Annotated in this window: 22 protein-coding genes and 1 pseudogene; 17 read left to right on the top strand and 6 right to left on the bottom strand. The window is 64.0% G+C overall.

Annotated features, from left to right (window positions below; genetic code table 11):
* The first annotated feature begins 22 nt into the window (after positions 1 to 22).
* The 3 genes from ACUXVA_RS27640 (at position 23) to ACUXVA_RS27630 (ending at position 2467) form a co-directional block, all read left to right on the top strand.
* The gene (locus tag ACUXVA_RS27640; protein WP_265082743.1) at positions 23 to 364 is read left to right on the top strand and encodes an FmdB family zinc ribbon protein; all 342 of its coding nucleotides are present in this window, start codon (positions 23 to 25) and stop codon (positions 362 to 364) included.
* A gap of 124 nt (positions 365 to 488) precedes the next feature.
* Entirely contained in the window at positions 489 to 1328 is an 840-nt protein-coding gene (locus ACUXVA_RS27635) for an aldo/keto reductase (protein ID WP_265082744.1), read from the top strand.
* Positions 1329 to 1513: 185 nt separating this feature from the next.
* Positions 1514 to 2467, top strand: a complete 954-nt coding sequence (locus ACUXVA_RS27630; protein WP_445489321.1) for a DMT family transporter — start codon at positions 1514 to 1516, stop codon at positions 2465 to 2467.
* Positions 2468 to 2495: 28 nt separating this feature from the next.
* Here the strand turns inward: ACUXVA_RS27630 and ACUXVA_RS27625 are convergent, their stop codons facing one another.
* Positions 2496 to 2957, bottom strand: coding sequence for an Lrp/AsnC family transcriptional regulator (locus ACUXVA_RS27625; RefSeq protein WP_445489319.1), 462 nt, complete (start codon positions 2955 to 2957; stop codon positions 2496 to 2498).
* Between the two features lie 147 nt (positions 2958 to 3104).
* Here ACUXVA_RS27625 and ACUXVA_RS27620 point away from each other — a divergent pair, with 147 nt between their 5' ends.
* The 5 genes from ACUXVA_RS27620 to ACUXVA_RS27600 all read left to right on the top strand — a co-directional run bounded on the left by ACUXVA_RS27620 (position 3105) and on the right by ACUXVA_RS27600 (position 10793).
* Positions 3105 to 4994: a transketolase gene (locus ACUXVA_RS27620; protein WP_445489317.1), complete on the top strand. Its 1890-nt coding sequence runs from the start codon at positions 3105 to 3107 to the stop codon at positions 4992 to 4994.
* Positions 4928 to 5500, top strand: coding sequence for a transketolase-like TK C-terminal-containing protein (locus tag ACUXVA_RS27615; protein WP_445489315.1), 573 nt, complete (start codon positions 4928 to 4930; stop codon positions 5498 to 5500). Before ACUXVA_RS27620 ends, ACUXVA_RS27615 begins: the two co-directional genes overlap by 67 nt.
* Before the next feature lie 265 nt (positions 5501 to 5765).
* A complete protein-coding gene (locus ACUXVA_RS27610; RefSeq protein WP_445489313.1) occupies positions 5766 to 7559 on the top strand; it encodes a putative bifunctional diguanylate cyclase/phosphodiesterase in 1794 nt (597 codons plus the stop codon).
* A 294-nt stretch (positions 7560 to 7853) separates the two neighbouring features.
* Positions 7854 to 9284, top strand: coding sequence for an aldehyde dehydrogenase family protein (locus tag ACUXVA_RS27605; RefSeq protein WP_445489311.1), 1431 nt, complete (start codon positions 7854 to 7856; stop codon positions 9282 to 9284).
* A 246-nt stretch (positions 9285 to 9530) separates the two neighbouring features.
* A complete protein-coding gene (locus ACUXVA_RS27600) occupies positions 9531 to 10793 on the top strand; it encodes a GGDEF domain-containing protein (RefSeq protein ID WP_445489309.1) in 1263 nt (420 codons plus the stop codon).
* A gap of 4 nt (positions 10794 to 10797) precedes the next feature.
* Here the strand turns inward: ACUXVA_RS27600 and ACUXVA_RS27595 are convergent, their stop codons facing one another.
* Entirely contained in the window at positions 10798 to 11766 is a 969-nt protein-coding gene (locus tag ACUXVA_RS27595) for an SMP-30/gluconolactonase/LRE family protein (protein ID WP_445489307.1), read from the bottom strand.
* A gap of 291 nt (positions 11767 to 12057) precedes the next feature.
* Between ACUXVA_RS27595 and ACUXVA_RS27590 the strand changes: the two genes are divergently transcribed.
* Positions 12058 to 12879, top strand: a complete 822-nt coding sequence (locus ACUXVA_RS27590) for an NAD-dependent epimerase/dehydratase family protein (RefSeq protein WP_445489305.1) — start codon at positions 12058 to 12060, stop codon at positions 12877 to 12879.
* A 174-nt stretch (positions 12880 to 13053) separates the two neighbouring features.
* On the top strand, positions 13054 to 14766 hold the full coding sequence (locus ACUXVA_RS27585) for an IlvD/Edd family dehydratase (protein ID WP_445489303.1): 1713 nt from the start codon (positions 13054 to 13056) through the stop codon (positions 14764 to 14766).
* 159 nt (positions 14767 to 14925) lie between these two features.
* On the opposite strand, the gene ACUXVA_RS27580 is transcribed toward ACUXVA_RS27585, so the two are convergent.
* The gene (locus ACUXVA_RS27580) at positions 14926 to 15819 is read right to left on the bottom strand and encodes a sugar kinase (protein ID WP_265082751.1); all 894 of its coding nucleotides are present in this window, start codon (positions 15817 to 15819) and stop codon (positions 14926 to 14928) included.
* Positions 15820 to 16035: 216 nt separating this feature from the next.
* Between ACUXVA_RS27580 and ACUXVA_RS27575 the strand changes: the two genes are divergently transcribed.
* Complete coding sequence (locus tag ACUXVA_RS27575; protein ID WP_445489301.1) at positions 16036 to 17295, top strand: Glu/Leu/Phe/Val family dehydrogenase; 1260 nt, start codon at positions 16036 to 16038, stop codon at positions 17293 to 17295.
* A gap of 13 nt (positions 17296 to 17308) precedes the next feature.
* Positions 17309 to 18157, top strand: a complete 849-nt coding sequence (locus tag ACUXVA_RS27570) for a VOC family protein (protein ID WP_265082753.1) — start codon at positions 17309 to 17311, stop codon at positions 18155 to 18157.
* A gap of 17 nt (positions 18158 to 18174) precedes the next feature.
* On the opposite strand, the pseudogene ACUXVA_RS27565 reads toward ACUXVA_RS27570, so the two are convergent.
* The 3 genes and pseudogenes from ACUXVA_RS27565 to ACUXVA_RS27555 form a co-directional block, all read right to left on the bottom strand.
* Positions 18175 to 18485, bottom strand: a pseudogene (locus ACUXVA_RS27565) (HigA family addiction module antitoxin).
* Between the two features lie 48 nt (positions 18486 to 18533).
* Positions 18534 to 18809: a type II toxin-antitoxin system RelE/ParE family toxin gene (locus tag ACUXVA_RS27560; protein ID WP_265082754.1), complete on the bottom strand. Its 276-nt coding sequence runs from the start codon at positions 18807 to 18809 to the stop codon at positions 18534 to 18536.
* Between the two features lie 72 nt (positions 18810 to 18881).
* Entirely contained in the window at positions 18882 to 19685 is an 804-nt protein-coding gene (locus tag ACUXVA_RS27555) for a sulfite exporter TauE/SafE family protein (protein WP_413776510.1), read from the bottom strand.
* A 126-nt stretch (positions 19686 to 19811) separates the two neighbouring features.
* Here ACUXVA_RS27555 and ACUXVA_RS27550 point away from each other — a divergent pair, with 126 nt between their 5' ends.
* The 5 genes from ACUXVA_RS27550 (at position 19812) to ACUXVA_RS27530 (ending at position 24847) form a co-directional block, all read left to right on the top strand.
* A complete protein-coding gene (locus tag ACUXVA_RS27550; RefSeq protein ID WP_445489298.1) occupies positions 19812 to 20516 on the top strand; it encodes a TetR family transcriptional regulator in 705 nt (234 codons plus the stop codon).
* Positions 20517 to 20754: 238 nt separating this feature from the next.
* A complete protein-coding gene (locus ACUXVA_RS27545) occupies positions 20755 to 21486 on the top strand; it encodes an ABC transporter permease (protein WP_413776511.1) in 732 nt (243 codons plus the stop codon).
* A gap of 68 nt (positions 21487 to 21554) precedes the next feature.
* A complete protein-coding gene (locus ACUXVA_RS27540) occupies positions 21555 to 22547 on the top strand; it encodes an ABC transporter substrate-binding protein (RefSeq protein ID WP_265082758.1) in 993 nt (330 codons plus the stop codon).
* A gap of 24 nt (positions 22548 to 22571) precedes the next feature.
* Positions 22572 to 23435 (top strand): ABC transporter ATP-binding protein, encoded by an 864-nt coding sequence (locus ACUXVA_RS27535; protein ID WP_265082759.1) that lies wholly within the window; start codon positions 22572 to 22574, stop codon positions 23433 to 23435.
* Positions 23436 to 23446: 11 nt separating this feature from the next.
* Positions 23447 to 24847, top strand: a complete 1401-nt coding sequence (locus ACUXVA_RS27530) for a hypothetical protein (protein WP_265082760.1) — start codon at positions 23447 to 23449, stop codon at positions 24845 to 24847.
* The last annotated feature ends 1 nt before the right edge of the window (position 24848 follow it).

Below are 24848 nucleotides of genomic sequence, written 5' to 3'. Positions count from 1 at the left end.
ATGACCAGCGAGGAAGAATGAAATGCCGGTCTATGAATATCTCTGCGACGACTGCGGTCCCTTCACCGAGATGCGGCCGATGGCTGAATGCGATGAGCCGCATGACTGCCCGCAATGCGCTGCTACGGCACCGCGGGTGATCCTCACCGCGCCGGCATTTTTCTGCATGCCCTCGGCTCAGCGCAAGGCGCACGCCACCAACGAGCGCAGCTCCCACGCGCCGAAGACCGTCGCCGAATACAAGGCATCGCACGCGCCGGGCTGCGGCTGCTGCTCCGGCAAGAAGCCGTCACGGCTGGTCGCCAAGACCAGAAGCGGCGGCAAGAGCTTCCCGACGGCGCGGCCGTGGATGATCAGCCACTGACCCGAGGCCGCGGCAATCGTTTGCGCGACATCTTCCGCCAGATCGGCTAGATATGGCTTCACGCGCACTGCCTCGTGGGGGCGGTGGCGCGTTGCGACGGCGTTGCGGCAGACCAGAGGCACTCTTGAGGCAGCACAAATTCGGAGCGAGCGGCCCGTCCGTGCCGGTGATCGGGCAGGGCACCTGGTACATCGACCGCGGTGATCGGTCGGAGGCTATTGCTGCGCTGCAGCGTGGCCTCGACCTTGGCATGACCCATATCGACACTGCGGAGATGTATGGCGACGCCGAGCCGGTGGTGGGCGAGGCCATCGCCGGCCGGCGCGACGAGGTGTTCCTGGTCTCCAAGGTGCTGCCGAACAACGCCTCGCGGCAGGGGACCGTCGCCGCCTGCGAACGCTCGCTGAAGCGGCTGCGGACCGACCGGCTGGACTGCTACCTGCTGCACTGGCGCGGCCAGATCCCCCTCGCGGAAACCGTTGCCGGCCTCGAAGACCTCGTTAGCGCTGGCAAGATCCGCAGTTGGGGTGTCAGCAATTTCGACGCCGGCGATCTCCATGCGCTGAGCAAGGTCGCGGCCAAGGGCAGCATCGCCTGCAATCAGGTGCTGTATCACCTGCAGGAACGCGCCATCGAGCACGCGGTCATCCCGTGGTGCGAGCAGCATGGCGTCGCGGTGGTGGCCTATTCGCCATTTGGCCACAACGACTTTCCCTCGCCGCGTTCCGCCGGCGGCAAGATCCTGCAGCGCATCGGTGATGCCCACGGTGCCACGCCGCATCAGGTCGCGCTGGCTTTTCTCACACAGCGGTCATCGTTGTTCGCCATTCCCAAGGCGGCGTCGGCCGCGCATGCGGAGGACAATGCGGCTGCCGGCGCGCTGGAGTTGAGCGCGGCCGAACTTGCTGTCATCGGTGAGGCGTTCCCGCTGGGGCGCGAGCCCGCGAGTCTGCCGATGCTGTAGTGCGATCTGATATGCTGCGCTGCACTTGAGGTAAGATCGTCAGCGTTCGCCCGCTGCGTGCATATCCGAGTCCTGTTATCGTCACTTGTCGCGCGTTCGCGAACGTCGTTTTGTGAGGTGGCATTCGATTCGGCTCCCGTGGTGCGCGGTGAGCTTCATTGCCAGCCACGTGAACGGTTCCCCTAGTGACAAGCCATTTTCCGCCGCCGAAGATCGTCGGAGCTCCCGCACCGCTCCACCGTCATACCGATCGGCCGTTCCGTGGCATCACGATGATCATCGCCTCGACGTTGTTTCTCGCGGCGTCCGATGCGATGGCCAAATATCTTGCACGCAGCCTGCCGGCGCCGGAGGTCACCTGGATCCGCTTCCTGGTGTTCGTGCTGATCATGCTGCCGATCGTTCTGGCGCCATCCGCGGGCAACCCGATGCGTTCGGCCCGGCCGCTGGTGCAGGTGTGGCGCGGGCTGGCGCTGCTGAGTTCGTCGATCTTCTTCATCACCGGGCTGAGCTATCTGCCGATCGCCGAAGCCGCAGCGACGGCCTTCATCGCGCCGGTGTTCGTCACCGGACTATCCATTCTGTTTCTTCGCGAGAAGGTCGGCATGCGGCGCTGGATCGCCACGACGCTCGGCCTCATCGGCGTGCTGGTGGTGGTGCGGCCCGGGACATCGGCCTTCCACCCCGCGGCAGTGTTTCCGATCCTCTCCGCGCTCGGCTGGGCGGCGGCCCTGGTCCTGACCCGCAAGATCACCGGCGTCGATCGGGCGATCACGACCATGGCCTTTTCGGCCGTCACCGGCTTCCTGGTGATCAGCGTCATCGTCCCGTTCTACTGGGTCACGCCGAGCTGGCCGCAGATCCTGCTGGGCGTCGGCATTGGCGTGTCCTCGACCCTGGGCCACTGGATCGTCGTGCTGGCCTTCCGTTATGCCGATGCCTCCGTGCTGGCGCCGTTCTCCTATGTCCAGCCGGTCTGGGTCACGCTGCTCGGCTTCGTCGTGTTCGGCGAAGTGCCTGATGTCTGGACCTTCGTGGGAGCGGCGATCATCATCTCCAGCGGCGTCTATACCGCGCATCGCGAGCGCCTGCGCCGGTTGCGGCCGGCGCTGCCGGCCGAGCCCTATCCGAGCGCATGACCCGCATCGTCCTCCGCGGCGATGCTGTTCACACCGGCAGCGCGATGGAATATTTCACCTGGCTGAGAGCGAAGCTGGATTCGATCGAGGCGATGCCGTCGAGCCGGGTCAGTTTTGTTTTCAGGAAGGTCTCATAGGATGACAGGTCGGCGGCGACCACGCGCAACAGGTAGTCGCGGTTGCCGGTCATCAGGTAGCATTCCAGCACTTCCTCCCAGCCGGAGATCGCTTTCGCAAAGCGCTCGAGGTCTTCCTCCTTCTGCCTGACAAGCTTGATGGAAATGAACACGCTGACATGCAGGCCGAGCGACTTCTGGTCGACCAGCGCCATGTAGCGGGCGATGACGCCGCGCTCCTCCAGCAGCTTGACCCGGCGATGGCACGGCGACACCGACAGCCCGACCCGTTCGGCGAGCTCCTGCATGGTGATGCGGCTGTCGGTCTGCAGTACGCCGAGAATTTTGCGGTCGATGGCGTCGAGGTGCGACATTGGGATGAATCCACGGAATTGACGATCAGGCAGCTATTTTATCCCAATAATGCGGCCTTTGTCGCGATGATTTGAGAAGTTTCGCCTGATGGAGCGGGTAAACTGGCGGTCACCACAACCGGTCGAATCCGGTCCAGGGAGCACACCATGCCGATCGACCAAAACCGTCTGCAAATCCTCACCGCGCTGGCGCGAAAGGTGCTGTGGCTGTCGTCCTGGACCATCCACAACGCCAACCACATCCGGCCCAACCATGACGGCCTCAAGGTCGGCGGCCATCAGGCGTCGTCGGCCTCGCTGGCGACGATCATGTCGGCGCTGTATTTCTCGGTGCTGAAGCCGGAAGACCGCGTCGCGGTGAAGCCGCACGCCTCGCCGGTGTTTCACGCCATCCAGTATCTGTTCGGGAACCAGACCCGTGCAAAGCTGGAGAATTTCCGCGGCTTCAAGGGCGCGCAGAGCTATCCGTCGCGCACCAAGGATATTGACGACGTCGATTTCTCCACCGGCTCGGTCGGCCTCGGCGTGGCGCAGACGTTGTTCTCCTCGCTGGTGCAGGACTATGTCAGCGCGCATGGCTGGATGAAGGATCGCCCCGAGGGCCGCATGATCTCGCTGGTCGGCGATGCCGAGATGGACGAGGGCAACATCTTCGAGGCGCTGCTGGAGGGCTGGAAGCACGGCCTGCGCAACACCTGGTGGATCGTCGACTACAACCGCCAGAGCCTCGACGCCGTGGTGCGCGAGGGGTTGTGGGAAAAATTCGAATCCATGTTCCGCAATTTCGGCTGGGACGTGGTGATCGTGAAATATGGCCGGCTGATGCAGGACGCTTTCTCCGAGCCCGGCGGCGCGGCGCTGAAGCACTGGATCGATACCTGTCCGAACCAGATGTATGCGGCGCTGTGCTTCCAGGGCGGCGCGGCGTTCCGCAAGCGGTTGCGCGACGAGATCGGCGACCAGGGCGACGTTTCGGCGCTGATCGAGCGGCGCAGCGATGACGAGCTGCTGGCGCTGATGTCCAATCTCGGCGGCCACGACATGGCCAGCATGATCGAAGCCTTCGAGTCGATCGACCACGATCGCCCGGTGTGCTTCATCGCCTACACCATCAAGGGCGTCGGCCTGCCGTTCCAGGGCCACAAGGACAACCATGCCGGCCTGATGACGCCGACGCAGATGGAGACATGGCGCGCGCACCAGAGCATTCGGCCCGGCCATGAGTGGGACAAATATGAGGGGCTGTCGCAGGATACCGCTTCGCTCGATGCGTTCCTGAAGCAAGTGCCGTTCGTGCAGCAGGGCAGGCGGCGCCTGTCGGCCGATGTGATCGACGTGCCCGACCATCTTGCCTTCAAGCCCGCGCCGTCGATGTCGACGCAGCAGGGCTTTGGGCTGGTGCTCAACGAACTGGCGCGCGGCGACAGCGAGTTGGCGTCGCGCATTGTCACCGCATCGCCGGATGTCACCGTCTCCACCAATCTCGGCGCCTGGGTCAACCGCCGCGGCCTGTTCGCGCGCGCCGAAAAGGCCGACCTGTTCCGCAGCGAGAAAATCCCGTCGACCTTCAATTGGGACTTCTCGCCCAAGGGCCAGCATATCGAACTCGGCATCGCCGAGAGCAATCTGTTCATCCTGATGTCGGCGCTCGGCCTGTCGTCGTCCATCAACGGCGTGCGGCTGCTGCCGATCGCGACGCTGTACGATCCCTTCATCAGTCGCGCGCTCGATCAGCTCAACTACGCCTGCTATCAGGATGCGCGTTTCATGGTGGCAGCCACGCCGTCGGGCGTCACGCTGGCGCCGGAAGGCGGCGCGCATCAATCCATCGCCACGCCGCTGATCGGCATCTCGCAGGATGGCCTTGCGGCCTTCGAGCCGGCCTTTGTCGACGAACTCGCTGTCATCACGGGCTGGGGCTTTCAGCACATGCAGCGCGAATTGACGGACGGGGGGACGCGGAGAGCGGCATGCGCTCGGGCGGTTCGGTGTATCTGCGGCTATCGACGCGCACGATCGAGCAGCCCGCCCGGATGATGACGCCGGAATTGCAGCAGGGCATCACCGACGGCGCCTACTGGCTGCGCAAGCCGGGGCCGAATTGCGATCTGGTTGTGGCCTATACCGGCGCCGTCGCTCCCGAGGCGATCGAGGCCGTGGGTCTGCTCGGCGACAGCCGCAGGGATGTCGGCCTGCTGGCCATCACGTCAGCGGATCGGCTGCATGCGGGCTGGACCGCCGCGCGGAAAATGCGGCGTGGCCGGCGCGGTGCTCCGTATCTCAGTCACATTGAAAAACTGTTGTCGTCGCTGCCGCGCGACTGCTCCATCGTCAGCGTGATCGATGGCCATCCGGCGACATTGGGCTGGCTCGGCGGCGTCTGCGGCCATCGCATGGAGGCGCTCGGCGTCGAACATTTCGGCCAGACCGGCACCATCCAGGATCTCTACCGCCACCACGGTATCGACGCCAACGGCATCGTCGACGCCGCCGAAGGCCTCAGCGCCGGCGCACCGGTGCTGCACCGGAAAATGGCGGTGTGAGACCATGGGTCGCATGGGCATGCGATGCTCGGATCGGATGCAATTTTGTCCAGCAGGTATTTGCTTCGCGTGTAAATCCACAATGTGCGTCACGAAAAGCCGTTGTTTGATTGAAAAATAGTCAGGACGAGCAAGTGCGCCGCCAAGTTTACCGAAGTTTATGCGTATTTGGATGATCTCCAAGATGCGGCCGTCGTCATCGTTTGTTTAAGCATTGCGCAAAGGCTGACTGGTAGTGTCTCGCGATATTACCTTCGGGATTGCCATGCTCGGATTACTGGACTTCAATTTCTACAATTCTTGGTTGTTTGTCCTGCTGTTGCCCGCAGTCGCGGTGGCCATTGCGGCGATCCTTCTGGTCGCGCGATATCGCCGCAGCTTTCGCGAGCGCGAGATGCAGCCGCATGCGGCCATCAGCAACAGCGAGCAGGGGTTCTGCATGTTTGGCCCGGATGGCCGGCTGCAACTGTGGAATGAGAGCCTGCTGCAGATCTACATGATCCCGCCGGGCCAGGTGCTCTCCGGCCGCTCATTCGAAGAGCTTGTGGACGTCGGCCGTGCGGTCGGCAGCGAAGCGCGCGAACTCAGGGATCTTGTCGAACTGCGCGACTCGATCGCGAGCGGTGAAGCATCGAGCCTCACCATCGAATTGCTCGATGGCCGTCACGTCAAGATCTTGCAGAGGCCGATGCCCAACGGCGGCTGGATGGCCACGCATGAGGATGTGACTGACCGCAAACAGGCGGAAGCGCGCTTCGCCTATGTCGCGCTGCATGACCTGGTGACTGGATTGCCCAACCGGGCCGCGCTCCATCACCGGATTGCGGAAAACCTGAAGACGGCAAAGGACAATAATGCACGCTTTGCCGTGATCCGCCTCGGCATCGACCGTTTCAAGGAAATCAACGACGTGTTCGGGCAGTCCGCGGGAGACGCGGTGCTGGCCGAGATGGCGAGACGCCTCGGCGAGAGCTGCGAACCGGGGTTTCTGGCACGGCCGGGCGGCGACGAGTTCTCGATCGTGACGCCGCCGGATCAGGCCGCCTCCGCGATGGAGGACATCTTCAGTCGGCTCGCTGTGATTTGCGACAGCGAATTCCATATCGACGGCCAGGATATCCGTGTCGGCTCGACGGCTGGCGTCAGCGTCTATCCTGACGATGGCGAAGACAGCGAAACCCTGATTGCGCATGCCGACATCGCGCTGTACCGCGCGAAGGCGGAAACACGCGGCACCGTTCGCCGGTTCGAGTCGGCGATGGACCGGCAGATCCGGGAGAAGCGCGCTTTGCAACGCGACCTTGCGGTTGCGCTCAAGAACGGCGAGTTCGAGATCTACTATCAGCCGCAGGCGACGGCGCAGGGCCAAGCCGTCGGCTTCGAGACGCTGCTGCGCTGGCACCATCCCGTCCGGGGCATGGTCTCGCCTGGAATTTTCATTCCGCTCGCCGAAGAGACGGGACTGATCGGCGCGATCGACGAATGGGTGCTGCGCACCGCCTGCGCCGAGGCGGTCGCGTGGCCGAATCCGCTGGCCATCGCCGTCAATTTTTCACCGCTCGATTTCCGCCATCTCGACGTGCCCGAACTGATCCGGTCGGTGCTGCTCGAAACCGGCCTGGCACCGGCCCGGCTTGAGGTCGAGATCACCGAGGGCGTGCTGATCGACGATTTCGATTCGGCGATTGCGATCCTGCGCCGGATCAAGGATCTCGGCGTGCGCATCGCCATGGATGATTTTGGCGCCGGCTATTCCTCGCTGTCCTATCTGCAGGCGTTCCCGTTCGACAAGATCAAGATCGATCAGACCTTCATCGCAAAGCTCGATTCCAATGTGGACTCCGCGTCGATCGTCGAGGCCATCCTGGGTCTCAGCCGTGCGCTGCGGCTTCCGGTTATCGCCGAAGGCGTGGAGACCCAAAGCCAGCTTGCCTTCCTCACACGTCACGGCTGTGACGAAGTTCAGGGCTACCTGATCGGGCGGCCGCAGCCTGTCGCGCACTACCGCGACGTGATGAACGACGTCGCCGCCGTGGCGCGGGTCGGCGCTGTGGCCTGACAAGGCCCGCGCGCGTTTTGTTGCACTGCGAGATGCAGGCGCCGTTCCGCCTCTTTCTGCAGGGGAGGGGCGGCACTTTCGCAGCCCTGCGATCACAACATCCCCCAATGAGCGCCATAGCCTTGCTCCGATCACCGCTCTGACTTTATATGCGGCGGCCGCTGCGACGCGGTGCCCCGCAGATGGCGGGTTCATTTCCGGGGATGCCCGTGCGAAGATGCTTGCCGGACGCTCCGCGCGTTTCCTGACGATCTCCTGAATAACAAAGTTCAAAGTCCAAGAAGAGGTTACGCTATGGTCAACCGCATGCAATTCTACATCGATGGCGCCTGGGTCGATCCCGTCGTCAAGAAGTCGACGCCCGTCGTCAACCCGGCGACCGAAGAAGCGATGTACGACGTTGCGCTGGGCTCCAAGGCCGACGTCGACAAGGCTGTCGCCGCTGCCCGCCGTGCCTTCGAGACGTTCTCTCAGACCTCGCGCGAGGAGCGCGTCGCGCTGCTGGAGAAGATCGTTGCGGTGTACAAGACCCGCATGAAGGACATCGGTGCCGCCGTCTCGGACGAAATGGGCGCGCCGCTGCCGATGGCCGAGAAGCTGCAGGCCGGCGCCGGCCTCGGCCACATCATGTCGACGCTAGAGGTGCTGAAGAATTATCATTTCGAGGAGCCGCTCGGCTCCGCCATGGTGGTCCGCGAACCGATCGGCGTGGTCGGCATGATCACCCCGTGGAACTGGCCGCTCAACCAGATCGCCTGCAAGGTGGCGCCTGCGATCGCCGCCGGCTGCTGCATGATCCTGAAGCCGTCGGAATTCACCCCGACCTCGGCCTTGATTTTTGCCGAGATCCTGCATGAGGCCGGCGTGCCCAAGGGAGTGTTCAACCTCGTCAACGGCATGGGCCCTGAAGTGGGCGCGGCCATGAGCGAGCATCCGGACATTGACATGATCTCGTTCACCGGCTCGACCCGCGCCGGCATCGATGTCGCCAAGCGTGCTGCACCCACGGTCAAGCGCGTCAGCCAGGAGCTCGGCGGCAAGTCGCCGAACATCATCCTCGACGGCGCCGACCTGCAGAAGGCGGTGACCGGCGGCGTCGCGCACATGTTCAACAATTCCGGACAGTCGTGCAACGCGCCCTCGCGGATGATCGTGCCGGCGGCGAAGATGAAGGAAGTCGCCGAGATCGCCAAGGCGCAGGCCGACAAGACCAAGGCCGGCGATCCCCGCGCCGAGGGCACCGTGATCGGTCCCGTGGTCAATCGCGGCCAGTGGGACAAGATCCAGGGCCTGATCCAGAAGGGCATCGAGGAAGGCGCCACCCTGGTCGCCGGCGGCCCCGGCCTGCCGGAAGGCGTCAACAAGGGCTTCTACGTCCGTCCGACGATCTTTGCCGACGTCACCGAGAACATGACCATCGCGCGCGAGGAAATCTTCGGGCCGGTGCTGGTGATCATCGGCGCCAAGGACGAGGCCGAAGCCGTCCGCATCGGTAACGATACGCCTTACGGTCTGGCTGGCTACGTGTCCGGCCCGACGGTCGAGGCGGCACGGAAGGTCGGGCGCCAGCCGCGGGCCGGCAACGTCAACCTGCAGGGCGTGCCCAACGACCGCACCGCGCCGTTCGGCGGCTACAAGCAGTCCGGCAACGGCCGCGAATGGGGCAAGTACGGTCTCGAGGAATATCTCGAAGTCAAGGCCATCGCCGGCTTCAACGCGGCGTAAGCGACACATCCAGGTTGCATGAGTTGCAGCGCCGGGACGGGAGTTATCCCGTTCCGGCGTTTTTTTGTGCGCAAGCGTCTGCCGGCTTCGCTGTAGTGTGGCCGCGCAGCGACGACCGCGTGTCACAATCGCCGACGCCGTTAACACCTCGTCTAGAATGTCGGACTCGGCATCGCCGCATATACGACTCCGTTAGAACATCGCAGCGCATGTTCCAGACGAGATGTTTGTCGATTGAGCTCGGATATGATTTGGACGGCCGGAAGACGGAAATGGGCGAAACTGCGCGGCCGCTTTGCCGCGATGCGCCACGTCATGTCATCGACGCCGGGTCTGATCGGATCGGACTACGCGACGAGGGAGCAGGCGTGGGAAATGCTGGAGGGGCTGTTCAGCCCTTTCGCGCATGGATTGACGGCCGCTGCCATCGCGATCATCGCCTGGTATAACTGGTATGCCGACGGTTCGTTGGCCTCCATGGCAGCTGTTGCTATCGCTTCAGCAACCTTCAGCCTTCGGTTTATTTTCAATCGCCGCATCTTGAGGCGCGGACCGGACGCGCTGGTCTCGCACTGGGTTCGCCTGTTCGTCGCATCGAGCTTCATCGCTGCCGTGGGCTGGGGCTCGAGCCTTTCAATCCTGATCTTCACCACCGGCCATCCCGCCGTCTTTGCCGTCTTCGCGTTGATCAGCGCGCCCGTTCAGGGCGCCAGCGCCCGCGCCTACGCCATGCCGGGCACGGTGATCGTTCATATCAGCATCGTGCTGGGCATGGTCGGGGTCGCCGCCACGGTCTTCGGGATCGCCGTCGCGATCCCGCTCGTCCTCCTTTATCTCTGGTACCAGATCGGTTTTATTTTCGAGCTGGTCGCTTTGCGGACGAAGATGCTCAAGGCCGATCACGATCGGCGCGCCCTGCTGAGCGAGGTGACGCGCTACAACGCAGATCTTGCCGTGGTCAATGCGCGGCTGCAGACGTTCGCGCTCACCGACGGTTTGACCGGTGTCGGCAACCGGCGCGATTTCGACGAAAAGCTCGGTCTCTGCGTGCGCGATCAACCGGCATGCGCGGCGCCGCTGGCTCTGCTGCTGATCGACGTCGATCATTTCAAGCGCTTCAATGACACTTACGGCCACCTGGCCGGCGACGAGTGCCTCAAACAGGTGGCGGCGACGATCCGGCGTGTCGGGCGCCCTGACGATTTCACGGCCCGCTACGGCGGCGAGGAATTTGCGCTCATCTTGCCCGAAACCACAAGGGAAGACGCGCTGCTGCTCGCCGAGCAGGTGCGACAGGCCGTCGATTCGATAGACTTCAGACCGCTGCCGGACATCGGCGCGCCGTTGACGGTCAGCATCGGCGTCGGTGTCGCGGCGGCGGGCGCGACTATTCAACCGCAGGACCTGGTCGAGGCCGCCGACAGTGCCCTGTATCTGGCGAAGCAGCGCGGCCGCAACTGCGTGATGGACGGCGCTGTGGAGCGACAGTCGATTCGGCTGCCGGCCTGATCGATCAGCCGCCCAACGCGCCCTGCGTGTTCACATACAGCGCGTAGATCGACTGGCTCGACGCCATGAACAGCCGGTTGCGCTTCAACCCGCCGAAGCACAGGTTGGCGCAGCGCTCCGGCAGCGCGATGCGGCCGATCGGCGTGCCGTCGGGTGCGAAGATCATCACGCCGTCGAGTTCGGCGCTGCCCATGCCCCAGCCGCACCACAGATTGCCGTCGATGTCGCAGCGCATGCCGTCGGGCGTGCCCGGTCCGGCGTCGATCAGCACGCGTTTGTTGCTCAGGGTCATGCCGTCGGCCGCGACGTCATAGGCCAGGATCTTGCGGTTCGGCACGCCGCGCGATTCCACGATGTAGAGGATGGTCTCGTCCGGGGAGAAGCACAGGCCGTTGGGGCCGAGCACGCCGGCGGCAACGATGGTCGCCTGGCCGGTCCCGCCGTCGATGCGGTAGACGTTGGCATCGATCTCGGACTCGGCCTTGTAGCCCTCGTAATTGCCGAACAGGCCGAAGGTCGGATCGGTGAACCAGATTGAGCCGTCGGATTTCACCACCACGTCGTTGGGCGAGTTCGGCTGCTTGCCCTCGAAGCTGTCCATCAGCACGGTGATGCTGCCGTCATATTCGGTGCGGACGACGCGGCGGCCGCCATGCTCGCAGGTGACCAGCCGGCCCTGGCGATCCCTTGTCTGGCCGTTGCCGAAATTCGACGGACGGCGGAAGTCGCTGACCGCGCCGGTCGCTTCTTCCCATTTGATAATGCGGTTGTTGGGAATGTCCGAGCACAGCAGATAGCGGCCGTCGCCGAACCACACCGGCCCTTCGGCCCAGCGCAGCCCGGTGGCGATGCGCTCGACCGCCGCCAGCTTGATCCAGTATTTCTCGAAGCGCGGGTCAAGCGCCTGGATGGCGGGGTCGGGATAATAGGTCGCCGGCTGCCAGCCGGGGCGCGTCGCCGATGCATCGGACATTTGTGGTCCTGTTGTTGTAATTTCCTCGGGCATCGTTGCTATCATTCGTCTGTGAATGCAGCAAGCGCACGTCGCCGAGCCCTCCGCCTGTCGTCACCCGCGAAAGCGGGTGACCCAGCACACACAGGCCGGAGTATACTGGGTCGCCCGGCCAGGCGCGCATTTGCGCGCCTGGCCGGGCGACGACAGAGGCGTGAGTGGCGCAACGCTCCATCTTGAACTTTCGCTGCCTTGCCCCATCCACGCTGCCACGCCATACTCGCCGCAAATTCGCAAGAACGAGGGATCGGAATGCCAAGAATATTGATGACCGGCGCATCGGGCGGCGTCGGCACACGGCTGCGAAGTCTGTTGCCGTCGATCTACCCGGATCTCGTGCTGAGCGATCTCGTGGCGCCGCCGGACCTCAAGCCTTCCGAAACATTCAAGCAGGCCGATCTCGCCGACTATGCCGCGGTGGAGGCGATCTGCGAGGGTGTCGACGGCATCCTGCATTTCGGCGGTTTTTCCGTGGAGGGGCCGTGGGACACCATCCTGCAGGCCAACATCATCGGAACCTACAATCTGTTCGAGGCCGCCAGGAAGCAGGGCGTCAAGCGCATCGTCTTCGCGTCGTCGAACCATGCGGTCGGGTTCTATCCGCGCCACAGCAAGATCGGCACCGACGTCACGGTGCGTCCGGACAGCCGCTACGGCGTCAGCAAGGCCTTTGGCGAGGCGCTCGGCGCGATGTATGCCGACAAGCATGGCCTCGGCGTCAGCTGCATCCGCATCGGAAACTTCGGCGACAGGCCGCTCGACCAGCGCCGGCTGTCGATATTCCTCACGCCGGACGATCTGGTGCAGCTGTGCCGGATCGGCCTCGAACATCCCGACATCCATTTCGAGGTGCTGTACGGGGCGTCCTACAACGAGCGCGCCTGGTGGGACAATTCCCGCGCCTATGCGCTGGGCTATCGCCCGACGGGACGGTCGGAAGATTTCGTCGACCATGCGCTGGCCGAACAGGCCAAGTTGAAGCCCGATCCGGTCGGCGATTTCTACCAGGGCGGCGCATTCTGCAGCATCGAATTCGATGGCGATGCCGCTCGCGTCTGGAAGCCCGAAAAGTAGAAAAGTAGGGTGGGCAAAGGCGCCGTTGCGCCGTGCCCACCACCCCGTGGAATGGTGTGCACGCCTCGACGCGCTGCGCGCGCCGAAGCTTTGCCCACCCTACAGCCGGTGCATTGACATCCCTTCTGGCGGCTTCATAAGAAACGTTCAAAACACGAAGAGTGGGAACGCGACATGGCTGACGGATTGCGCAAGGGACTGACCAGCTACGGCGATGCCGGCTTCTCGCTGTTCCTGCGAAAGGCCTTCATCAAGGCGATGGGTTATTCCGACGATGCGCTGGATCGTCCCATCGTGGGCATCACCAACACCCACAGCGACTACAATCCCTGCCACGGCAATGCGCCCCAGATCATCGAGGCCGCCAAGCGCGGCGTGATGCTGGCCGGCGCGCTGCCGATGGTGTTCCCGACCATTTCCATCGGCGAGAGCTTTGCGCATCCGACATCCATGTATCTGCGCAACCTGATGGCCATGGACACCGAGGAGATGATCAAGGCGCAGCCGATGGATGCGGTGATCGTGGTCGGCGGCTGCGACAAGACGCTGCCGGCGCAGATCATGGCGGCGATCTCTGCCGACCTGCCGACGGTGGTGATTCCGGTGGGACCGATGGTGGTCGGCCATCACAAGGGCGAGGTGCTCGGCGCCTGCACCGACTGCCGGCGCATGTGGGGCAAGTTCCGCGCCGGTGAAATCGACCAGCAGGAGATCGACGCGGTGAACGCGCGGCTGGCGCCGTCGGTCGGCACCTGCATGGTGATGGGCACGGCTTCGACCATGGCCTGCATCACCGAAGCGATGGGCCTGTCGCTGCCCATGAGTGCGACCATACCCGCGCCGCATGCCGAACGTTTTCGCTCGGCGGAAGCCAGCGGCAAGGTTGCCGCCGAGATGGCGAAGGCCAAGGGACCGAAGCCCAGCGAAGTGCTGACCCCGGCCTCGTTCCGCAATGCGCAGGTGGTGCTGCAGGCTATCGGCGGCTCGACCAACGGGCTGATCCATCTCACCGCGATGGCCAATCGCTCGGTGCATCGCATCGATCTGGCGGCCTTCGATGAACTCAGCCGCGAGGTGCCGGTGCTGATCGACCTCAAGCCATCCGGCGATCACTACATGGAGCACTTTCATCACGCCGGCGGCGTGCCGAAGCTGATGGCGCAGCTCGGCGACCTCATCGACCTCGATGCGAAGACCATCTCCGGCGCGACGTTGCGCGACATCGTCGCCAATGCCGAGGACGTGCCGGGGCAGGAGGTGATCCGCTCGCGCAGCAATCCGATCAAGCCGGAAGGCGCCATGGCGGTGCTGCACGGCAATCTCGCGCCGCGCGGTGCCGTGATCAAGCATTCGGCGGCGTCGCCAAAACTGTTGCAGCACACCGGGCGCGCCGTGGTGTTCGAGTCGGTGGAAGACATGACGCTGCGCTGCGACAGCGCGGATCTCGATGTCACCGCCGACGACGTGCTGGTGCTGCGCAATGCCGGGCCGAAGGGCGCACCGGGCATGCCGGAGGCCGGCTATCTGCCGATTCCGATGAAGCTGGCGCGTGCCGGGGTGAAGGACATGGTGCGGATTTCCGATGCGCGCATGAGCGGCACCGCGTTCGGCACCATCGTGCTGCACATCACGCCGGAAAGCGCGGTGGGCGGGCCGCTGGCGCTGGTTCAAAATGGCGACATGATCCGCCTCGACGTCGCCGCGCGCAGCATCGACCTGTTGATCGACGAGGCGGAGTTTGCCAAGCGCGCGGCGGCGCTGCCAGCAGCCACCACGCCCGACTGGGCCAAGCGCGGCTACGCGCATCTGTTTCACCAGACGATCCTGCAGGCCGACGACGGCTGCGATTTCGACTTCATGACGGCGAAGGGGAAGAGAGAGAGCTAACCCATACTCACTTGTCGTCCCCGCGCATGCGGGGACCCAGTAAACGCAGGCTGCGCGGCTTCATCACAGACGACAACGTTTACTGGGTCACCCGGTCCTGGCGCGCAATTTCGCGCCGGCCGGGCGATGACAACGGTGTTTGGGGCAGGGAAGCAGCGCTTACACCGCCGCTTCGAACTCCTGCCTGACAGCCGCGATGTCCGGCAGCGTCGGCAGGCCGGCTTCGTTGCCGAGGCGCTGGATCTTGAAGGTGGAGGCGGCGCGCGCGAAGGCGAAGTGGTCGTGCCAGCTTTGGGCGGGATTGCTAAGATAGGAATACACATAGGCGCCGTGAAACACGTCGCCGGCGCCGTTGGTATCAAGCACGCGCGCGCGCGGGATCGCCAGCGCCGGCAGCGTATGGACCGCGCCGGTCTCGTCGTACCAGAGCAGGCCGCGTTCGCCCTGGGTGATGCCGCCGACACGGCAGCCGCGGGTCTTGAGATAATCGAGCATTTTCTCCGGCGTGAGGTCCATCTGCTCGCACAGCCGCTCGGCGACGATGGCGACGTCGATGAATTCCAGCAGCTCGTGGGTGTTGGTGCGCAGGCCGCCGCCGTCCAGCGAGGTCAGGATGCCGGCCTCGCGGCAGAGCTTTGCGTAGTGGATCGCGGCGTCCGGCTGGTGGCCGTCCACATGCAGCGCGCGGCACTTGCCGAGGTTGAGCAGCGGGAACGGATGGATGTGCTCGTCGTCGCGGCAGCGCACGATGGCGCGCTTGCCGTCCTTGGGCATGATGAACGACAGCGACGAACTCGCCACCTTTCGCGGATGAATCTCGATCGCGTATTTCGCCGCCATGTCCATGAACATGCGTCCGAGCCAGTCGTTGGCGACGGTCGCGATCAGGTCGGGAACGATGCCGAGCTTGGCGCAGCAGAACGCCGCCGTCACCGCATTGCCGCCGAACGACACCGCATAGTCGGAGGCGACATGCTTCTCGTCACCGGTCGGCATGTGATCGGTGATGAAGGTCACGTCGATATAGGTCTGTCCGATAAAGAGGGCCTGCATGAAGGTGTCCGTCGTTGCTGGTGGGTGGTGCGGTGCGGCGGCTTTGTGGCGTGGCGCATACATTAGCACCGCTTATCGCTTTGTATTCGCGGAAATTAATCGCATTGAATTGCGGTAATTGCTTGAGATCGCGGCAATGCGGGCCTACCAACTTGGGCTGCGACGATGCGTGGGCACCGGCCCATGGCCGTGCCGCCGGCACCATGGGAGGCAACGATGACGGTCTATTCCGGCCCGGTGTTCGATATGGCGGTCAACCAGTTCGGCGTCATTGCCGACCATCTGGCGATCCCCGCCGACGAGCGCGACCGCATCCTGATGCCGAAGCGCGCCATCACGGTGTCCTGTCCGATCCATCGCGACGACGGCACCATCGCGGTCTATGAGGGCTATCGCGTCCAGCATCACCTGACGCTGGGACCGACCAAGGGCGGCACCCGCTTTGCACCCAGCGTCGACCTCGGCGAGGTCGCGGCACTGGCGATCTGGATGAGCTGGAAGTGCGCGCTGGTCGGGCTGCCCTATGGCGGCGCCAAGGGCGGCATCGCGGTCGATCCCACGGCAATTTCCAGGCGCGAACTGGAGGCGCTGTCGCGCCGCTACATGATGGAGATGATTCCCTTCGTCGGTCCGCACACCGACGTGATGGCGCCGGACATGGGCACCAATGAACAGGTGATGGCGTGGTTTATGGATACGTATTCCATGTATCAGGGCCGCACCGTGACCGAGATCGTGACCGGGAAGCCGGTGGCCTCCGGCGGCACGCTGGGCCGGCGCGAGGCCACCGGCCGCGGCGTCGCCCATCTTGCCAAGCGGGTGCTCAAGGAACTGGCCATCGATCTCAATGGCGCCACCGCGGTGGTTCAGGGCTTTGGCAATGTCGGCTCCTACGCCGCGCTGGAACTGCATCGCTTCGGCCTCAAGGTCATTGCGGTCAGCGACCATACCGGCGCACTGCACTGCGCGGCCGGGCTCGATATTCCGGCGCTGATGCGCCACACCAGCCAGCATGGCAGCATCAAGGGCTTTTCCAGCGAGATGCAATACGACCCCGCGGAGATCTTCACGCTGGCCTGCGACGTGCTGGTGCCCGCCGCGATGGAGCGGGTGATCGACGGGCCGATGGCGCAGAAGCTGCGATGCCGGGTGCTGGCGGAAGGCGCCAACGGCCCGACCACGCCGGATGCCGACCTGGTGCTGGAGCAACGTCAGGACGAGGTGTTCCTGATCCCCGACATCCTGTGCAATTCCGGCGGTGTGGTGGTCAGCTATTTCGAATGGGTGCAGGATCTGCAGCAACTGTTCTGGGAGGAGGAGGAAGTGATGCGGCGCGAATACCAGATCCTCGACCGCGCCTTCGACCAGATGCTGATGCGCGCCAAGGTCGACAAGGTCTCGCACCGCACCGCCGCGATGGCGATCGGCGTCGAGAAGGTCCGTGCTGCCAAGAACACGCGCGGCCTGTTTCCATGATGGGATACAAAAGATGATCACCGGGCTCGACCACGTCGTCATTCTGCTCAACGATATCAATGCAGGTGCTGCCGCCTATCAATTGCTGCTCGGGCGGGCGCCGTCGTGGCGCGCCCGGAGCGACGGCACCGAGACGGTGCTGTTCACCCTCGACAACATGACGCTGGAGCTGATGGCCCCGGAGGGCGACGGCGCCAATGCGGGGCGGGTCCGCACCGTACTGAAGATCTGGGGCGAGGGTCTCGCCAGCCTGTGCTTCCGCGTCGGCGATATCGCCAGGATGCATCGCCGGCTGGAGCGGGTGGCGCTGAAACCCGACGGGATCGCCGAGGTCGAGAGTCGCGATACGATCTCCGGCGGCACGCTGTCGTGGAAACGCACGCGCGCGGCGACCGATGCCACGCGGGGCGTGCGCATGTTCTTTCTCGAACTGGCGAAGGAACGCCCGCTGTCGAAGCCGCTCGCGCCGGCGCCGATCGCGGCGCTCGATCACATCGTGATCTCCACCGAGGATCCGGAACGCGCCGCGGCGCTGTATGGCGCGCGGCTCGGCCTCGACATGGCGCTGGATCGCTCGCGGCCGGACTGGGGGCATCTGATGTTCTTCCGCTGCGGCGACCTGGTCGTCGAGGTCGTCAAGCGGCCGGTGGCCGGCGCCGACGAGAGCCATGACAAGCTGTGGGGCCTGAGCTGGCGCGTCAACGATATCGACGCCGCGCGGGCGCGGCTGGTGGCGGCCGGCATCGACGTCTCCGAAGTGCGCCAGGGCCGCAAGCCCGGCACCCGCGTCCTCAGCGTCCGCGATGGCGCCTGCGGCGTCCACACGCTGCTGGTGGAGCGCACGGCGAAGGCGGACGGGTAGCGCAGGGCGAGGTCGTGCTAGGCTGCGACCAGAGGCTTGATCTTGCTGACGTCCACGTTCCTCTCGGCGTGCCAGGTATCATAGGCGCCTTGCATCCGGACCCAGATGCCGGCGCCGCCGCCAAATAGCTTGCCGACCCGAACCGCGACCTCCGGCGACAACGGCTTTTTTCGGTCAGGATGTCGTGCAGGTGTTGCCGGGAAATGCCGAGCAACCGCGCGACTTCCGACTTCGAGCACTTGACAGCAGGGATGACGTCTTCGCGCAAAATGGCGCCGGGATGGCTGGGGCAGCGGTCGGGATAGCGCTTGGCGATATGTTCGGTCATTCTCGTTTTCCCTTGCTTGGGCGATAGAGAGTCCTGGTCGCTCATCGGTCAATGATATTGCTCGAAATCGACACGAAGAGCGTCACCTCCCTCGAATTCGAAGGTGATGCACCATGGTCCATTGACGTGCACCGAATAGCGCTGCGGCTTGCCTCGAAGGGCGTGGAAATTAAAGCCCGGCATGGCAAGTTCGCCGGGCGTCATCGCCATGTCCAGGACGTCGAGGCGACGAAGGATGCGCTCATGCATCTTCTTGTCGATCTTTGCAGACGTCTTCCTGTTCCAAAGCTCCAGCAACCCGTTGTGAACAAAAGATCGGATCATTCGCGTCTCCGACGGACGTCACCGCCAAGGCTCACATGTAAGCAGATTGACGACGCTATGTCAACAAATGGCTTACAGACTCCAGCTCCGCAGCAGCTCCGATACGCCCTGCCACGTTAGCACCAGCGAGATCAGAAACAGCAGCACGTAGGCGATGCGGTAGAACAGGCCGGTGGGCAGGTGCTTGACCAGCCAGATGCCGGCAAAATTTCCGGCGATGGCGATCGGCAGCAGTGCGACCGAGGTCGCCAGGTTGACCGGGGTGAACTGCCCGAGCAGGAAATAGGGCACGATCTTCAGCGCGTTGACCACGGCGAAGAAGATCGTGGTGGTGCCGACCAGCACCAGCTTCGGCAGCCGCTGCGGCAGCACGTAGACCTGGAACGGCGGTCCGCCGGCCTGGGTCATGAAGGACGTGAAGCCGGTCACGCCGCCCCAGAACAGGCCGCCGGCCGTGCCCATCCGCCGCGGTTCGATCGACGCGCGCTTCAGCCAGACGTCGAACACGAAGATGAGGCCGATGGCGCCGACCGCGATGCGCACGGCGTTGTCGGAGACGCTGGAGGCGATCAGCCAGCCCAGCCCCATGCCGACCACGGCACCCGGCAGCATCACCTTCAGGTTCGAGGCATCCCAATGGCGGCGGTAGACATAGAGCGAGATCAGGTCCTGGGTGATCAGCAGGGGCAGGGTCAGCGCCGCCGCCTCGAGCGGCGGCAGGTACAGCGCCAGCATCGGCGTGGCGGCGGTACCGATCCCGGCGAAGCCGCCCTTGGAGAGACCGAGGATGATCACGGCGGGTATCGCGAGGGCATAAAAGAAGGGGTCGGCGATAATGGCGGGCACGGGCGGCTCCGGTCGGGGAGGCGCAGTCATACGCAGCCGGGCGGCAAAAGGCGACTCGCGTTTGCGCATACAGGCCAGAACATCCTTCGTTCTCAAAGTCCCCATCGCATGCTACATCCCCTGCATGATCGCGGCACGCGCGACGGGTAGAGTGAATTGGCCAAGGCAAAAACAGCAGGGAAGTGGCAGCGCGATCCGGAGGGTATGCGGATCCGCATTCTCGAAGCCGCGAAGAAGGAGTTCGCCGCCCACGGCCTCGCCGGCGCGCGGGTCGATCGCATCGCGGCCGATGCCGGCGCCAACAAGCGCATGCTGTATTATCACGTCGGCAACAAGGAGGATTTGTACCTCGCCGTGCTGGAAGGCGCCTATGAGCAGATTCGTGTCGAGGAGCGCAGCCTCGATCTCGAACATCTCGATCCCCCCGACGCGATCGAACGGCTGATCAGCTTTACCTGGAACTATTTTCTGCGAAATCCGGAATTTCTGGCGCTGCTCAATACCGAAAACCTCGAGCGCGCCCGGCACCTGAAGCGCTCCGACAAGGTCAAGTCGATGCATTCGCCGTTCGTGGAGATGATCCGCACGGTGGTCCTGCGTGGCGTCGCAAGCGGCGACTTCAAGGTCGCCATGGATCCGGTGCAGCTCTACATCTCGATCGCCGCGCTGAGCTTCTTCTACCTGTCCAACAGCGCCACGCTGAGCGTGATCTTCGGCCGCGACCTGCTGGCCAAGCAGGCGAAAGACGAGCGGCTGGCCCACATGGTGGCGCTGATCCTGGCGGCGCTGACCGGAAAATCGGTGGCCGAATTCCTGCTGCCGAAACCGGCCACCCGCGCCCCGGCCCGCCAACCCGCCTGAAGCCCAATCGTTAGTCCGGGTCTGCATTCGACGGCTGTGCCGTCCGAATGCAGCCCCGGAATGACAGAGAGTGTCCGCGATTGACATTCGCCTTGCCGCGGGTAGTATTTACCCAACGAGTTAAATACGAGCGCCCTCCACGCGGCGCAGGGAGAGACGTGTGAGCCAGACCAAGGGCCCAGGGGCCGCAGCGCAACTGCTGAATGCCGCGTGGCTGCGCCCGTTTTTTCTGCTGATCATGATTGTCGTGGCCTGGGATCTGGCGATCCGCCTGTTCCACATTCCGGCCTATCAAGTTCCGGCACCCGGCGATGTCGTCAAGGTGCTGTGGACGGACTGGCCTGAGCTGCTCAGCCAGACTTGGCCGACCACCTATGCGACCATCGTCGGCTTTCTGCTGTCTGCGCTGTTCGGCATCCCCGTGGCCATGCTGATAGCCGGTTCCAGGACGGTGGAGAGCTACGTCTATCCGCTGCTGGTGTTCTCACAGTCGATTCCCAAGGTCGCGATCGCGCCGCTGTTCGTGGTGTGGTTCGGCTTCGGCATCGTGCCGAAAATCATCTCGGCCTTCCTGCTCGGATTCTTCCCGGTGGTGGTCTCTGCGGTGCAGGGCTTCAAGTCGGTCGACCCGGACATGGTCGATCTGGCGCGCGCCATGAAGGGCAGCCGCATCAGCGTATTCTGCGCCGTCAACCTGCCGCACGCGCTGCCGGCGATCTTCTCCGGCCTCAAAGTGTCGGTCACGCTCGCGGTGGTCGGCGCCGTGGTCGGCGAATTCGTCGGCTCCAATTCCGGCATCGGTTACGTGCTGCAACGTTCGATCGGCACCTTCGATCTGCCGACCATGTTTGCCGCGCTGGTGATTCTCGCGCTGCTCGGCGTGGTGCTGTTCTGGATCGTCGACCGCATCGAACGCTTCGCGATTCCCTGGCACGTCAGCCAGCGTGCCGAGGTTTTCATCGCCGCATAGTTCAGTGGTGCAAAATGCCAAACAAGCGGCCCAATCAAGGGCCGCATCACTTTCAGAGGGAGGCTAACATGCTGAAATGGATTACCACCTGTTCGACGGCGCTGATCTGGACCGCGATCGCCACCGTGACTCCGGCGGCCGCCGCCGACAAGGTCACATTGATGCTGAACTGGTACGTCTACGGCGAGCACGCGCCGTTCTATTACGGCAAGGCCAAGGGCATCTATGAGGCCGAGGGCATCGATCTCGATATCCAGGAGGGCCGCGGCTCTGCTGCCACCGTGCAGGCTGTCGCCGCCAAATCCGTCAACTTCGGCTATGTCGACGTGCCCACCATGATGCGCGCCGCGGTCAAGGGCGCCCCGGTGATCGCCACCGGCGTGCTGCTGCAGACCACCGCGATGTCGGTGATGGGCTTCGTCGACAAGAATATCAAGAAGCCCGACGACATCAAGGGCAAGACCGTGGCGATCACGCCGGCGGATTCGATGACCCAGATCTGGCCGCTGTTCCTGAAGAAGGCGGGGCTGAAGGAATCCGATTTCAAGACGGTCGCAGGCGACGGCCAGACCAAGCTCAACGCGGTCATCAACGGCCAGGCAGACCTGTTGCTCGGCTACGTCATGGACCAGTCCATGAAGATCAAGGACGCCACCGGCAAGGACGTCTACCCGATCAAGTTCGCCGACTACGGCATTCATCTGGTGTCGTCGGGAATCGTCACCAATACCGACTATGCCAAAGCCAATCCGGATCTCGTCAAGCGCTTCATGTCGGCCACCACCAAGGCCGTGGAAGCCGCATCAAAGGAGCCGAAGGCCGCCGCGCAGTCGATCCTTGATGCCAATCCGAAGGGTGGCAAGATCGACACCCTGACCCAGGGCTTCGAACTCACAATTCCGTTCTACTCGACACCGGAAACCAAGGGTAAGCGGCCGTTCCAGGTCACCGATCAGAACATGAAGGATTCGATCGATCTCATGGTCGAATACGGCGGCCTCGAAGCCAAGGCCAAGGAAAATCCGAAGGCGTTCTACACCAACGACTACTTGCCGAAGTAGTTGGTGAACGACGGGACTGATCTGATGACTGCAGCGACGATGAAGGCCAAGGGCTTGGATATGAGCGTGGATCCAGCGACCGCACATCTTCGCTTGGTGTCAGAACAGCCCGTCAACAAGGCGTCGGGGATCCATCTCTCCGGTGTCTCCAAGACCTACGGGACCGGCGACGGCAAGGTGCAGTCGCTGCGACCGCTGGACTTCCACATCAACGACGGCGAGTTCTTTGTCGTTGTCGGCCCCTCCGGCTGCGGCAAGTCTACCTTGCTGAAGATGATCTCGGGCCTGCTGGCGCCGACCACCGGGGAAATCCTGGTCGACGGCAACAAGGTCACCGAGCCGCATGGCGATGTCGGTATCGTGTTCCAGAACGCGCTGCTGCTGCCGTGGCGCAACATCCTGTCGAACGTGATGCTGCCGATCGACATGAAGAAGCTGCCGCGCGAGAAATTTCTGGAGCGGGCGAAGCAGCTTTTGAAGATGGTCGGCCTCGAAGGTTTCGAGAAGAAGCTGCCGTGGCAGCTGTCCGGCGGCATGCAGCAGCGCGCCTCGATCTGCCGTGCGCTGGTGCACGATCCCAAGATCATGATGATGGACGAGCCGTTTGGCGCGCTGGACGCGATGACGCGTGAGAAGATGAATGTTGAACTGTCGCGGATCCAGCGCCAGACCGGCAAGACGATCCTGCTGATCACCCATTCGATCCCGGAAGCAGTGTTTCTCGCTGACAAGGTGCTGGTGATGACCGAGCGGCCGGGCGGTATCGAGGCGATCTACGACGTGCCGCTCGGCCGCGACCGCAACCTCGACACGATGGCCAACCCGGTGTTCACCGAACTGGTGGCACGGGTGCGAAAGCATTTCTTTACCCAAAGCGCGCTGGACTAGGGCTGCTCGATATGACCGCTCCCCGCATCGCTTTGCGCGAGATCGCGCTGTATGAACGCCCGGTGGTGTTTGTGCGGCCGTTCCGCTTTGGCGCGGTGACGGTCAACGCTGCGCCGCAGGCCTTCGTGCGCGTCGAGCTGGAGGTCGAGGGCCGCGGCGTATTCGTCGGCGCCAGCGCCGAGATGATGGTGCCGAAATGGTTCGACAAGCGGGCTCATCTCGACATCGATGACACCATACAGGAGCTCAGGCAGTCGCTGAGCATCGCGCGCGATTTGTATCTGGCGCAGTCCGGCCTGATCACTGCCTTTGCGCTGCATGCCGGCGCCATCGCCGACCAGATGGCCGCCTGCGCCCGGGTCGACATCCCGCCGCTGGCCGCCGCGTTCGGGCCGGCGGAAATCGACAAGGCGGTCCTCGACGCGCTGCTGCGGGGCCTGAAGCTGGATTTCTTCACCGGCATGGCGGGGAATGTGGCCGGCCTCGACGCGCGATTGGCGCCGGGTGTCGGCCCTGACGACATCGCGACATTTCTGGCGGGCCGCAAGCGGCTGGCGCGGGTCGCGGTGCGACACACCGTCGGACTCGATGACCGCATCGAAGGCGAGGGCGGCGTCGCCGATGCCCGTGAAAATTCGGGTGCGCGCTATTTCAAGCTGAAGATGAATGGCGATCCGGAAGCCGATGCGGCGCGGCTAACGAAGATAGGCAACGCGCTGGCCACGCTGCCGTATGATTACAAGGTCTCGCTCGACGCCAACGAGCAGTATGCCGATCTCGACGCGCTTGGTGCGCTGGTCGATCGCCTCGAACACGACACCGCGCTGCGGCCGATCGCGTCAAAGCTGCTGTATATCGAGCAGCCGATGCCGCGCGACCTCACCAAGCAGGCGCCGCTCGGCCACCTGTCGTCGCACAATTTCATCGTCGACGAGGCCGACGATAGCTGGGACGCGTTCCCGATGGCGCGGGCGCTGGGCTATCGCGGCATCTCGTCGAAATCCTGCAAAGGCCTCTACAAGTCCATCGTCAACGCCACCCGCGCCGCGGCGTGGAGCGAGCAGGGTGTTCCCTATTTCGTCACTGGCGAGGACCTGACCTGCCAGGCCGGGCTCGGTGTGCAGCAGGATCTGGCGCTGGGCGCGCTGATCGGCGTGACGCACGCCGAGCGCAACGGCCATCACTATGTCGATGGCTTTGGCGAGGCGCCGGCGGCCGAGGCCGAAGCGTTTCTGAAGGCGCATCCCGATCTCTATCGCCGCGATGGCGAGGTCATCCGGCTCAACATTCACGACGGCGATCTCCTGACGGGATCGCTGACCTCTGCCGGATTCGCATCCGGCGCCCATCCGGAATGGTCGGCCCTTGCGCCGCTCCAGCGCCCCAGAACAAAAATCCTCCAGGAGCACTAAC

The organism is Rhodopseudomonas sp. RCAM05734 (assembly GCF_052658035.1).
This window is presented reverse-complemented; position numbering and strand designations above follow the sequence as displayed.